Raw genomic sequence first — 12,832 nt, forward strand, 5'->3', positions numbered from 1 at the left:
GAGATGTCGGTAAAAACTGAGTTTCGGAATACAAGCAAAATGAGAAATCCACTGCGACTGAGATTCCCAAGTGTTGTTATTGCCCGCGCCTACGCAGTGTCATGTTTTGTATTTAAGTGATTTTCTTTTCGCTCTTTCAGCAGGTTCGTCAACCAATCCGGGTCCATCTCGGGAACCGAACTTAGCAGCAGCTTTGTATAGTCCGGGAAGGGTTCGGATAGAACGGTATTCTTCAATCCCTGCTCGACGACTTGACCATTCAGCATCACAACAATCTCGTCCGAAATAGCCTCGACCGTGGCAATGTCATGCGTGATGAACAGATAGGAGATTCCGCGCTCTTTTTGTAGGCGCATCAGCAATTGCAGTATGCCTTCCTGCACAATCTGGTCCAGTGCGGACGTCACTTCGTCACAAATAATCACCTCAGGGTCCGCGGCCAGAGCGCGCGCTATGCAAATTCTCTGTTTTTGTCCGCCGGACAATTCGCTGGGAAGACGATCGTAGAAGTCTTCCGACAACTCGATGGCTTCAAGCAGTTCGATGACCCGGTCTTCCTGCGCCCGGCCCCGCAGACCATGATAGAATTCCAGCGGACGTCCAATGATTTCACCTACGGTTTGACGCGGGTTCATCGCGGTATCGGCTATCTGATAAATCATCTGAATTCTGCGCAGCTGATCACGGCTGCGATTTTTCAGTTCGTTTGGCAGGACCTCGCTATTGAACGTGACCTGCCCGCTTGTGGCTGGCAGCAAGCCGGTGATCACCCGCGCCGTGGTCGATTTACCAGATCCGGATTCGCCGACAATCGACACCGTGCGCCCCCGCGGCAGGCTGATTGACACATTGTGCAACACCTTGGCGCTCTTGCCATAGGCCGCATCCACACCGTCAATTTTAAGGATGATATCATCCGAAGTCTCGGCTTGTTTTTGCAACAGCCGCACGGACCAGAGGGATTTGGTATACTCTTGCTCGGGCGCAGACAGCATTTTGCGCGTTTCCGCCTCTTCTACCTCTTCTCCATAGCGCAGCACCTTGATCCGGTCCGCCATCTGCGCGACCACCGCCAGGTCATGGGTTATGTAGATTGCGGCGGTATGAAATTCTTCGACGATCCGGCGCATAGCAGTCAGAACCTCGACCTGGGTCGTCACATCCAGCGCAGTTGTCGGTTCGTCGAAAATGATCAAATCGGGACGGGGTGACATCGCCATGGCTGTCATGATCCGCTGTAACTGGCCACCGGAGACCTGATGCGGATAGCGGTCACCAATCGTTTCGGGATGCGGTAACGACAACGAGGCATAAAGCGCGCGGGCATCCTCACGCGCGAAATTCTCGGGTTGCAGTCCCTCGCGCACCGTTGCAGCAACGGTCTGATCCAACAACTTTTGCGCCGGGTTGAACGACGCAGCCGCCGATTGGGCCACATAGGCTATCCGCGATCCCCACAGATGCTGCAGCACGTGGTCGTCCAGATCGCGCAACTCCTGCCCCTTGAACCGGATCGAACCGCCCGTGATACGACAGCCGGGCTGCGTGTATCCCATAGCCGCTTTGCCCAGCGTCGACTTGCCCGCGCCACTTTCGCCTATCAGGCCCAGCACCTCACCGCGCTTTAGGTTCAGGTTGACACCTTTGATGATCGGATTCCACTTTTCGTCCGAGAACCCCTCGATACGGATGTCGCGCATATCCAGCAGAAGGTCAGTCTCAGTGTTCATCGCGTAATCCGCTTGTTTTGTGCAAGAACCAGTCGACGACAAAGTTGACCGCCACAGTGATCAACGCGATCGAGGCAGCGGGCAGCAGTGGCGTGATCCCGGCCTTGAAATCATATTTGGCGAACTGGATCAGGTTGGCGGTCTCGCGCACCATGGTGCCCCAATCGGCGGTGGGGGGCTGAATACCGACGCCCAGAAAGCTGAGCGCAGCGATGGTTAGGAACACGAAACAGAATCGCAGCCCGAACTCGGCCACCAGCGGAGGCATGATGTTGGGCAAAATCTCGCGACGCATCACCCAAGGCAGTTTTTCGCCGCGCAGCCGGGCTGCCTCGACATAATCCATCACTGCCACGTTCACCGCCACAGCGCGAGTCAGGCGGAACACGCGGGTTGAATCCAGAATCGCAATAATCAAAATCAACGACAGCGCCGACGAGCCGAAAATCGACAGCAGCATCAGCGCGAAAATCAGGCTGGGAATGGCCATAAATACATCTACGCCCCGGCTGATCAATTGATCCAGCCAACTGCGGTTAATCGCAGCGATCAGTCCCAGACCGCCTCCGATGAAGAACGCCAGCAGCGTAGTGAAAAAAGCGATACCGATGGTGTTGCGCGCGCCATAGATCAGCCGCGACAGGATATCACGCCCGATCTGGTCGGTACCCAGCCAATGCTCGGACGACCAGGGTGCGTAAGGCGTCGGGAATACCTCGGCCTCACCATAAGGCGCGATGACCGGCGCTCCGATTGCCATGATTAGATAGAACAGGATCACAAACATGCCGAAAATTGCCGTCGGCGGCGCTTTCTTCAGCTCGATCCAAATACGCTCGCGCTTGCTGCGACGGGTCCGCACGCGACCCACCTCGGCGGCGGCTGAATATGTCTTGCTTGTCTGGCTCATTTTGGGTGCAGAAGCCTCGGGTTGGTGACGATTCCAATGATGTCGGCAATCAGGTTCAGAAGGACATATGTGGCGGCGAATATCAGGGCGCACGCCTGAACCACCGGGATATCGCGCGAGCTGACAGCATCGACCATCAGTTGGCCGACGCCGGGATAGACGAACACCACCTCGACCACGACCACTCCAACTACCAGATAGGCCAGGTTGAACGCGACCACCGTTGAAATTGGCGCCCACGCATTGGGCAGCGCGTGATGCAGAACCACGCGGCGGGCGTTCTCTCCTTTCAACCGCGCCATCTCGACATAGGGTGAAGCTAGAAGACTGATCAGCGAAGCCCGCGTCATACGCATCATGTGCGCGACGATTACAAGTGTCAGTGTAAGCGCAGGTAATATGCATTTGACGATCCGCTCGACCAGCGGCATCCCTGGCTCCACATTGGCCAACGACGGCAACACCGGCCATAGCGTTCCGAACAGCAAAATCAGGATATAGGCCACGAAGAACTCGGGGAACGAGATCGCCGTCAAGGTGCTGGCGCTGGCCAGCTTATCATAGCGCGAATTGCGCCACAGCGCGGTGGTGATACCCAGAAACAGCGCTAGCGGAACCGAGATCAGCGCCGCCATACCCGCAAGAAACAATGTGTTCCATAAGCGCGGTGCGACCAGTTCCACTACCGGACGTGATCGATCCACACCCGAACTCGCCCGACCTGAGAACGACGTTCCCAGATCCCCGGTCGCCAACGCACCGATCCAGTCGAAATATCGGATATAGGCAGGTTTATCGAGGCCAAGCTCGGCCCGGAACGCCGCCACCGTTTCCTCGGTCGCGGCCTGGCCCAGTACAGCCTCACCGAAATCGCCGGGCAGCATTTGGATTGAACAGAAGATAATGATGGAAACGACAGCCAGAGTCACTACGCCAAGTCCCAGGCGTTTCAGTATCGTCACCAGAACCGGATGCATCTGAACTCCTTGCGTCTGCGGGGCTTCATTCGGCGGGTGCGCGCAGTCTAGACAGATCATCTCCGCAACACTGACAAAGAAAACATGACCTATGTCCCCGTTTTCTTCGTTTGTTGAAGCAGTACAGCCGAGTGATCTTCGCTTGGACGTTCGGAACGGGCCTGCGTGCTGCGGTTCAAAGAACATTGTGAACAACAGGTTCAACCAGGAGGCCCCAAATGAAAAAGCCCGGATCACCTTTCCTGTCCTCTCAGATGCAGAAACTGCAGAGCGGTCGGGTTTCACGTCGCAGCTTCATGTCAAGCGCACTGGCTGCGGGCCTTGCCGTTCCGGCAGCATTGAGCCTATCCGGACAAGCACTTGCGCAGGTCCCCAAAAAAGGCGGAGCGATCAAATTTGGCTTTGGCAGCGGTTCGACCACCGACTCGTTAGATCCAGCTACCTATGAAGGTACGATCAACACCGCTGTCGCCTATCTGTTCGGCAACAACTTGGTCGAAGTAGATGCAAGCGGCAATTTGGTGCCCGAACTCGCGACCGAGTATTCCTCGGACGACGCGATCACTTGGGTATTCACCCTGCGTGAAGGGGTCGAGTTCCACAATGGCCAAACCCTTAGCCCTGCCGATGTCATCGCCACTATCGACCACCACCGTGGCGAGGGATCGAAATCTGCGGTGAACGGCTTGGTCGCCCAAATCAAATCAATGCGCGCCGATGGCAACAACGTGGTGTTCGAGCTGGAATCAGCCAATGCCGACTTCCCATACATCCTGTCGGACTATCACTTGGTCATAATGCCTTCGACCGATGGCAAATTGACCGACCCGCAATCCGGTATCGGCACCGGTGGCTATATCATTGAGGTGTACGAGCCGGGCGTGCGGGTAAAGGCGCGCCGCAACCCGAATTACTTCAAACAGGATCGGGCCCATTTCGATGAGGTCGAGTTCCTTACTATCATCGACCCGACTGCGCGCCAGACTGCGCTGATGAACGGATCAGTCCAGGCAATCGACCGGGTCGATCCCAAGACAGTCGCCCTGTTATCGCGGGCACCACATATCAACATCCTCGAGAAAACCTCGACCCTGCATTACACGATACCAATGCGGGTCGATGCCGCGCCCTTCGACAATTACGATCTGCGCATGGCGCTGAAGCTGGCAGTCAAACGCCAGGAACTGGTCGACAAGATCCTGCTGGGTCATGGCTCATTGGGCAACGATCATCCGATCTCGACCGCCAACCGCTATTTCGACGGCGAACTACCGCAACGCGAATTTGATGCTGAAAAGGCCACCTATCACTATAAGAAATCAGGCCATAGCGGCGCGCTGCAGCTGTCATCTTCAGACGCGGCATTTGCTGGCGCAGTAGATGCGGCTCAATTGATCGCCGCATCCGCGGCCGAAGCAGGTATTGAAATCGAAGTGGTTCGCGAACCCTCGGATGGCTACTGGTCGAATGTCTGGAACAAGAAACCCTGGTCATTCTCGTACTGGTCGGGCCGCCCGACCGAGGACTGGATGTTTGCATCGGCCTATACCAACGACACCGAATGGAACGAGACCGCCTGGCGCACAGGCGAAGCCGCCGATCGCTTCAACGCCATCGTGGTCGAGGCCCGTGCAGAGCTGGACGACGCCAAACGCCGCACTCTGTATGCCGAAGCGCAGACTTTGGTTCATGATGATGGCGGTGCGATCGTTCCGATGTTCGCCAATCATATCATGGGTGTTGCAAAAACCGTCGCCCAGGGCGAGATCGCCGCGAATTGGGAAATGGATGGTGCCAAAGCCCCTGAACGCTGGTGGCTTGCCTGATCGAGCGCTCGCCGTCTGACGGCCCGTTTCGGCAGATTTCGGGCCTGCTACGCCGATAGATGTCGCTTGCAGGCCTTTCTGTCGCAATCCAGCTTGCTGCGGCTATCTTGAAACTGCACATTTCGCCCATGACACAGACTGATATTCCGAATCCCACGGACCGCCGCGCAACCGGCTGTGATCTTGTGATCCTTGCATAAAGCAGGGCCTCGGGCCTTTTGCTTCACGCTGCGATTACAGAAATTTCGGAAGACCTCATGACAACTCAAACGCTGCGCCTGGCCATCGATATTGGCGGCACCTTTACCGATACGGTCCTTGTCTCTGGCGAAGAGACAATCCTGGCCTCCACCAAGACCCTGACCACCCATCAGAACCCTGCCGACGGCGCCATGGAAGGGGCCGCGCGAGTAATGCAGCAATCGGGCCGGACGCTGGATCAGGTGACCGGCTTTATCCACGGCACCACCCTGGCGACCAATGCGCTGATCGAACGTCGCGGCGCGGTGGTGGCAACGGTGACCACCGAAGGCTTTCGCGACATCCTGGAAATCGCGTATGAGCGGCGTTATTCGCAATACGATATCAACCTCGAGAAGCCTGACCTGCTGGTGCCGCGCGAGCGTGCTCTGACCGTGCGCGAACGCATGTCGGCGGGTGGTCAGGTATTGATCGAGCTCGAAGACTCGGCCATCGACGCACTGCTGGCCGATATCGACGCGAGCGGCGCAGAGGCCATAGCGATCTGCCTGATGCACGCTTATGCCAACCCCGCCCATGAACGCCGCCTACGCGATGTGCTGGCTGAGAAGCGGCCCGATCTGACCGTCTCGATCTCGTCCGAGGTCAGCCCCGAGGCGCGCGAGTTCGACCGGCTGTGCACCACCGTCGCCAATGCTTATATCCAGCCGCTGATGCAGACCTATCTGGCCCGTTTCGTCGACCGGTTCGAGGCCGAGGGCGTGACCTGTCCGATCCTGATGATGACGGCGGGCGGCGGCATGTGCACCGTGCGCACCGCCGCGCGTTTTCCGATCCGGCTGGTGGAATCCGGCCCCGCCGGAGGGGCCATTCTGGCCGCCCGCATCGCCGCCCGCACCGGGCTGGATCAGGTGCTGTCCTTTGACGTTGGCGGCACCACCGCTAAGCTGTGCCTGATCGACAAGGCCCGCCCGCAGACCTCGCGCCAGTTCGAGATCGCCCGCGCCGCGCGGTTCATAAAGGGCTCGGGCATGCCAGTGCGCATCCCGGTGATCGAGATGATCGAGATCGGCGCGGGCGGTGGCTCCATCGCCGGGGTGGATCGGTTGGGACGCCTGACCGTGGGTCCGAAATCGGCGGGGTCTGAACCCGGACCCGTGGCCTTCATGCGCGGCGGCACCGAGCCCACGGTGACAGACAGCGACATTACGCTGGGCTACATCGTGCCCGACACATTTGCCGAGGGGCATATCAAGCTGGACCCCGAAGGCTCCAAACAGTCGCTGAGCCGGGTGATCGGGTCGAAACTAGATCTCGATGCCGTTGGCTCAGCCGACGGCGTCAGCCGCATCGTCGACGAAAGCATGGCCAGCGCGGGCCGGATGCACGCGGTGGAATCGGGCAAGGATCTTGGACCGCGCACGATGATTGCCTTTGGCGGCAACGGGCCGTTGCATGCCAGCCGGGTGGCACGATCCGCCGGGGTCAGCCGCATTGTAATCCCGCCCAATCCGGGCGTGGGGTCTGCCGTGGGCTTCCTGTTCGCACCCGTGTCGTTCGAAATCGTCCGCTCGCGCTATTCGTTGTTGGACAGCATGGACATGGATGAGATCAACGCGCTGTTCGACGCAATGATTTTCGAAGCCAAAGGCGTGGTTGCCCAGGGCGCGGGCGATGCCCCGACCGAAACCCAGCGCACCGCCTTCATGCGCTACAACGGTCAGGGTCACGAGATCGAGATCACCCTGCCCGACCGGCATCTGACGGCAGACGATATTGCACCGCTGACCACCGCCTTTGAGGAAGAATATCGCAAGCAGTTCTCACGCCCGGTGCCGGGGATGCAGATCGAGATTCTCAACTGGGCGGTGCGCGTCGCCACAAGCGACAGCGCCGTGCCGCCAGTGCCGGAAACTCCGGCGTTGGCTACTATCACCGCAACCGAATCCCGCCCGATCACCTGCGATGTGGACGGGGCGCTGAAACAAGCCGCATTCGTGGCGCGGGCTGACCTACACCCCGGCGATCGCATACAAGGCCCCGCCCTGATCCACGAACCGCAGACCACCACGCTGGTCTCGGCCGATTTCTCGGCCCATGTGGATGCCATAGCAAACCTCGTCCTGGTTCAGGACCAGAAAGGAGGCGCTTGATGACAACCGATCTGTCCCCCGCCCGCCTACAAGTGATGTGGAACCGTTTGCTGGCGGTGGTCGAGGAACAGGGCCAGACCCTGATCCGCGCCGCCTTTTCGCCCATCGTGCGCGAATGCGGCGATATCTCCGCCGGGATCTTCGACGTCAACGGCCGGATGCTGGCACAGGCGGTAACCGGTACGCCGGGCCATATCAACACCATGGCCGAAGCGGTGCAGCATCTGCGCGCCGCCTTCCCGGTTCAGACCATGAAACCGGGCGATATCTACATGACCAACGATCCGTGGCTGGCCTCGGGGCATCTGAACGACTTCCTGTTGATGATGCCCGCGTTCAAGGATGGCAAGGTGGTGGGCTTTACCTCGTGCACCTCACATCTGGTTGATCTGGGTGGTCTGGGCATGGGGCCGGAAGGCTCCGACATCTATGACGAGGGGCTGCTGATTCCGCCCTGCAAACTGGTCGAGGAAGGCACCCCAAACGCGCTGCTGCTGGACATCATCCGCGCCAACAGCCGCGAGCCCATCGCCAACGAGGGCGACATCTATGCCTTGATTGCCTGTTGCGAGGCCGGGGTGAACCGGCTGGTCAGTATGATGGAAGAGTTCGGCCTGACCGATCTGGATGCGCTGGGGTCCTACATCATCGACACTTCGCGCCGTGGCACGCTTGAGGCCATCGCCGAGGTGCCCAAAGGTATCTACAAAAACGTCCTGAAAATGGATGGCTATGAGAATGAGCTGGAGTTGCACGCAACCCTGACCGTCAGTAAATCGGGGATGCATGTGGATTTCACCGGCACCTCGGGTTGTTCGCGCAAGGGCATCAACGTGCCGCTGAACTATGCTACCGCCTATACGGTGTTTGCGCTGCGCTGCATCGTCGGCTCGGACATCCCCAACAATGCCGGATCGCTGGAGCCGTTCACCGTCGACGGCCCCAAGGGCTGCATCCTGAACGCACAGCGCCCGGTGCCGGTGGCGATGCGGCACACGCTGGGTCAGGTGACACCCGATCTGGTGCTGGGCTGTCTGCATCAGGCACTACCTGATGAAGTGCCCGCCGAGGGCGCAAGCTGCATGTTCGACCTGCCCATGCGCCACGCCCCCGAGGTGGCCCGCGATGGTGGGCGCGAATTCGCAGTGGAACCGGTACATAATGGCGGCACCGGCGCGCGGCCTCATGCGGACGGGCTGTCAGCCACCGCCTACCCCTCGGGCGTGTTCGGTTCGCAGGTGGAGATCACCGAAAGCGTCGCGCCCGTCACCATCTGGCGGCGCGAACTGCGTGCGGATTCCGGCGGCGCGGGCAAGTATCGCGGCGGGCTGGGGCAGCGGATCGAGATGACCTCGTCCAACGGTGCGCCCTTCATCGTGTTCCTGTCGGTCGAGCGGCTGAAATTCCCCGCCCTGGGCCGCATGGGCGGTCAGCCCGGCGCGCCGGGGCGCATCCGGTTCCGTGATGGCGACAGCGACATTCCCGGCAAGGGAGAGCTGCGGGTCGAAGGCGGCGATTATCTGATCTTCGACACTCCCGGTGGTGGCGGTTTCGGCGATCCGGGCGACCGCAACTCGGATGCGCTGGCGCTGGACCTCAAACGCGGTTTGGTCAGTGCCGAGGGGGCCAAAGCTTACGGAGGTGACACATGATCCGTCCGGTTTCTTATGTCGGCGCCATGGGCGCCTATGCGCTGGCCGATCTGGGTGCCGAAGGCACAATCTCGCTGGCGCAGAACGAAAGCGCCTTTCCGGCCAGTCCGTCCGCCGTGGCGGCCGGGCAGGCGGCGCTGGCTGATCTGACGCTATACCCCGATCCCGAATGGCCCGACATGCGCGCAGCCATTGCCGGGGTACACGGGCTCGACCCCGCGCGGGTGCTGTGCGGCGCGGGCTCGATGGAGCTGATCGGCTGCCTGATCCGCGCCTTTGCCGGGTCCGGCGATCAGGTGCTGGGCACGCAATATGGCTATGCCTTTGTCACTTCGGCCACGGCACAGGCGCAGGCCGAATACGTGGCCGCGCCCGAGGTCGATCTGACCGTCTCGGTCGATGCGGTTCTGGCCGCCGTCACCCCGGCGACCCGTATCGTGTTCGTCTGTAATCCGGGCAATCCCACCGGCACCCTGATCCCGAATTCCGAGATCCTGCGCCTGCGCAACGCGCTACCCGGCGACGTGCTGCTGGTGGTCGATCAGGCCTATGCCGAGTTCGCCGATGCCGCCAACGATCCGACTGAGGTTTTCGGGCTGGCGGACCGGGGAGATACCGTTATCACGCGCACCTTCTCCAAGGCTTACGGGCTGGCCGGGGCACGCGCCGGGTGGGGCTATTTCCCCACCGACATCGCCAGAGAGCTGCGCAAGCTGTTGAACCCCAACAACATCTCGATTGCCTCGCAGGCTGCGGCAGCGGCAGCGATGCGCGATCAGGTGCATATGCGGGACGTGGTCGCGAAAACGGCAACCATTCGCGATCGGTTCGCGCAGGACTGCCGCGATCTGGGGCTGATCGTGCCGGATAGCCACACCAATTTCGTGCTGATCCACTTTGCCTCGACCGAGCAGGCGCAACAGGCCGACGCCGCGCTACGGGCCGAGAAACTGCTGATGCGCGGTATGGGCGGCTATGGTCTGTCCGACTGCCTGCGCGCCACGATCTGCGACACGCCGGTGATGGATCGCTGTCTGGCCGTTCTGAGAAAGGTAACGTCATGAGCCACGAAACGCGTACCCGGGCCAAGATCGGAGTGCTGGTGCCCTTCACCAACACCAACCTCGAGGCCGACATGGCCTTGATGCGCTGCCCGCACACCACCGTGCATTTCCAGCGCATGGGTGGTTATGACGTGGATGAAATCCCCGGCTCGGACCAGATGGCGGGGCTTGGGGCCTCGGACATCAGCCACGATCTGCGGATGATTTCGGGCGTGCGGCCAGATGTGGTGCTGTACGGCTGCACCTCGGCCACGCTGACCCATGGGCCGACTTTCGACGCCGATCTGGCGCAGCAGATCAAGGCCGGATCGGGAGCGCAATCGCTGACAGCCGCCGGATCGCTGATCGCTGCCATTCAGGCGCTTGGGGTGACGAAAGTGGGCTTTTCCTCGCCCTATCTGGGCGAGATCAACACGCAGGCGATGGATTTCATGGCCGCAAACGACATCGAAACCGTGCGTTGCGCCGATGTTGGCCGCGAGCTGGGCAATTACGGACAGGGAGAGCTGACCCCGGACGAGGTTTACGACCTCGCCTGTGAGGCAGACCACCCGAACGCGCAAGCCGTCGTGCTCAGCTGCACCGACATGCGCGCAGTCGAGGCCATCGAGCAGATCGAGGACACGCTGGACAAGCCGGTAGTGACCTCAAATCAGGCGATGATGTTCTGCATGATGCGGGCGCTGGGTCTGCCACGCCACGAGGCTCTGCCGGGCCGGTTGTTCGATCTTCTGTAAACGAACCGGGGCAGCGGTCGACCCCCCTGCCCCGATATTCCATCAGGGTTCGCCGCTGCCGATCTCTTCCTTGCGTTTGGCGATATAGGCATCCAGCTCCTCACGCACGGAGGGGTCCATCTCGGGCATCTGATACTCGCGTAGCGCCTGCTGCCAAACCTCGGTGGCGCGTTGCAGGGCGTCCTTGGCTCCGGCCGCCTCCCAGTTTTCATAGTTCTGCCAGTCGGACAGCATCGGTTTGTAGAACGCGGTCTCATAGCGTTCCATCGTGTGATCGACGCCAAAGAAATGGCCGCCAGTGGGCACCGATTTGATGGTGTCCAGGCCCAGTTCATCCGTGTCAAATTTCATCGGCTTGAGGAATTCCATCATGTTCTGGATGATCTCGATATCCATAACGAATTTCTCGTAAGATGCGGTCAGGCCGCCCTCAAGCCAGCCGGCGGCATGATAGACGACATTGGCCCCTCCCAGAACCGCGCCCCATGTGGCCATCATCGTTTCGTATGCCGCCTGCAAATCCACCACGTTGGATGCATTTGCGTTCGATGTCCGGTACGGAATGCCATAGCGCCGCGCCAGCTGCCCGCCGACAATATTCGCCTTGGCATTTTCCGGTGTGCCAAAAGCCGGGGCCCCGGATTTCATGTCCACATTCGAGGTGAACGAGCCATACATGACAGGCGCTCCCGGGCTGACCAACTGCGTCAGCACCACACCGAACAGCGCCTCGGCGTTCTGTTGCGCCAGCGCGGCAGGAAGCGTGACCGGTGTCATTGCCCCCATCAGAGTGAATGGCGTGACCGTCACAGGTTGACCATACTCGGCCATCGCGATCAGGCCGTCACCCATGGCATCGTCGAACAGGCGTGGAGAGTTCACCGAAATGATTGTGATCACCCCCGGATCGCCGCGCATGTCCTCAGGTTTCTGACCGCGCGAAATCGCCATCATGTTGATGCCATCCATCGCCCGCCCGCGCCCGATAGCGGTGCAGTGAAAGCTCAGGTCGCTATAGCTCAGGTTGGCGTTGTAGGTGTCCAGATGGCGGTTGTTGGCGGGCATTTCGATCGGGGCCATCACCTGATTGCCGATCAGATGGATAGCGTTGAAGTGATGCGCCAACCGGATGAAGTTGCAATAGTCATCGTAATTACCCTGACGGCGGCCATTGATACAGTCATGTACGTTCGGCGGCCCGGCAACCAAACCAAAATTCACATGATCGCCGCCCAGCGTAATCTGTTTCGCGCGGTTGCGAGAGGTCAGCGTGAATTCCGAGGGCACCGTTTTCAACGCTTCGGCGACAATGGTTTCGTCCATACGGATGGTCTTGGTGTCGCGGTCTACGATGGCCCCCGCGCGTTCGAAAATGTCCATAACATTGTCGCCCATCACCCGGATTCCGGCCTCGGACAGAATGCGCATCGAGGTTGTATGCAGCTGATCCATCTGTTCAGGGTTCAACAGCTCGAACGGCGGATAGCTGTTGCGCACCTGTTGCCAGGGCAGCTGTTCGATTCCCGCCGCCGCGCGCCCGGATTTGCCGCGTCGCCCGCCGCTGCGTCTGTCTCGTGCCATT

Annotated in this window: 9 protein-coding genes; 5 read left to right on the forward strand and 4 right to left on the reverse strand. The window is 60.2% G+C overall.

Annotated elements, in window-relative coordinates:
- Positions 1-89 precede the first annotated feature (89 nt).
- Genes ACR0NM_RS08890 through ACR0NM_RS08900 form a run of 3 tightly spaced genes read right to left on the reverse strand, consistent with a single transcriptional unit; the run spans position 90 to position 3,617 of the window.
- Positions 90-1,730, reverse strand: coding sequence for an ABC transporter ATP-binding protein (locus tag ACR0NM_RS08890; protein WP_480614170.1), 1,641 nt, complete (start codon positions 1,728-1,730; stop codon positions 90-92).
- Complete coding sequence (locus ACR0NM_RS08895; RefSeq protein WP_223118569.1) at positions 1,720-2,640, reverse strand: ABC transporter permease; 921 nt, start codon at positions 2,638-2,640, stop codon at positions 1,720-1,722. Before ACR0NM_RS08895 ends, ACR0NM_RS08890 begins: the two co-directional genes overlap by 11 nt.
- On the reverse strand, positions 2,637-3,617 hold the full coding sequence (locus ACR0NM_RS08900; RefSeq protein ID WP_480614172.1) for an ABC transporter permease: 981 nt from the start codon (positions 3,615-3,617) through the stop codon (positions 2,637-2,639). The genes ACR0NM_RS08895 and ACR0NM_RS08900 overlap by 4 nt, the downstream gene beginning before the upstream one ends.
- Positions 3,618-3,835: 218 nt before the next feature.
- On the opposite strand from ACR0NM_RS08900, the gene ACR0NM_RS08905 reads away from it, so the two are divergent.
- From ACR0NM_RS08905 to ACR0NM_RS08925, 5 genes are all read left to right on the forward strand, one after another.
- Positions 3,836-5,443, forward strand: a complete 1,608-nt coding sequence (locus ACR0NM_RS08905; protein ID WP_480614174.1) for an ABC transporter substrate-binding protein — start codon at positions 3,836-3,838, stop codon at positions 5,441-5,443.
- A gap of 257 nt (positions 5,444-5,700) precedes the next feature.
- Positions 5,701-7,797 carry a hydantoinase/oxoprolinase family protein gene (locus ACR0NM_RS08910; RefSeq protein ID WP_480614176.1) on the forward strand — a complete coding sequence of 699 codons (2,097 nt, stop codon included), beginning with the start codon at positions 5,701-5,703 and terminating at the stop codon, positions 7,795-7,797.
- A complete protein-coding gene (locus tag ACR0NM_RS08915) occupies positions 7,797-9,449 on the forward strand; it encodes a hydantoinase B/oxoprolinase family protein (RefSeq protein WP_480614178.1) in 1,653 nt (550 codons plus the stop codon). The genes ACR0NM_RS08910 and ACR0NM_RS08915 overlap by 1 nt, the downstream gene beginning before the upstream one ends.
- Positions 9,446-10,513, forward strand: coding sequence for a pyridoxal phosphate-dependent aminotransferase (locus ACR0NM_RS08920; protein WP_480614180.1), 1,068 nt, complete (start codon positions 9,446-9,448; stop codon positions 10,511-10,513). Before ACR0NM_RS08915 ends, ACR0NM_RS08920 begins: the two co-directional genes overlap by 4 nt.
- Entirely contained in the window at positions 10,510-11,250 is a 741-nt protein-coding gene (locus ACR0NM_RS08925; RefSeq protein ID WP_480614182.1) for a maleate cis-trans isomerase family protein, read from the forward strand. Before ACR0NM_RS08920 ends, ACR0NM_RS08925 begins: the two co-directional genes overlap by 4 nt.
- A gap of 42 nt (positions 11,251-11,292) precedes the next feature.
- Here the strand turns inward: ACR0NM_RS08925 and ACR0NM_RS08930 are convergent, their stop codons facing one another.
- Positions 11,293-12,831, reverse strand: coding sequence for a trimethylamine methyltransferase family protein (locus tag ACR0NM_RS08930; protein WP_480614184.1), 1,539 nt, complete (start codon positions 12,829-12,831; stop codon positions 11,293-11,295).
- Position 12,832: the final 1 nt, after the last annotated feature.

It is taken from the genome of Ruegeria sp. AF2 (assembly GCF_056542025.1).

Bases quoted from the DNA above. Each gene is read 5' to 3' on its own strand.
- ACR0NM_RS08915 (WP_480614178.1), top strand. From the start codon at position 7,797: ATGACAACCGATCTGTCCCCCGCCCGCCTACAAGTGATGTGGAACCGT.
- ACR0NM_RS08910 (WP_480614176.1), top strand. From the start codon at position 5,701: ATGACAACTCAAACGCTGCGCCTGGCCATCGATATTGGCGGCACCTTT.
- ACR0NM_RS08890 (WP_480614170.1), bottom strand. From the start codon at position 1,730: ATGAACACTGAGACTGACCTTCTGCTGGATATGCGCGACATCCGTATC.
- ACR0NM_RS08900 (WP_480614172.1), bottom strand. From the start codon at position 3,617: ATGCATCCGGTTCTGGTGACGATACTGAAACGCCTGGGACTTGGCGTA.
- ACR0NM_RS08895 (WP_223118569.1), bottom strand. From the start codon at position 2,640: ATGAGCCAGACAAGCAAGACATATTCAGCCGCCGCCGAGGTGGGTCGC.
- ACR0NM_RS08905 (WP_480614174.1), top strand. From the start codon at position 3,836: ATGAAAAAGCCCGGATCACCTTTCCTGTCCTCTCAGATGCAGAAACTG.
- ACR0NM_RS08920 (WP_480614180.1), top strand. From the start codon at position 9,446: ATGATCCGTCCGGTTTCTTATGTCGGCGCCATGGGCGCCTATGCGCTG.
- ACR0NM_RS08930 (WP_480614184.1), bottom strand. From the start codon at position 12,831: ATGGCACGAGACAGACGCAGCGGCGGGCGACGCGGCAAATCCGGGCGC.
- ACR0NM_RS08925 (WP_480614182.1), top strand. From the start codon at position 10,510: ATGAGCCACGAAACGCGTACCCGGGCCAAGATCGGAGTGCTGGTGCCC.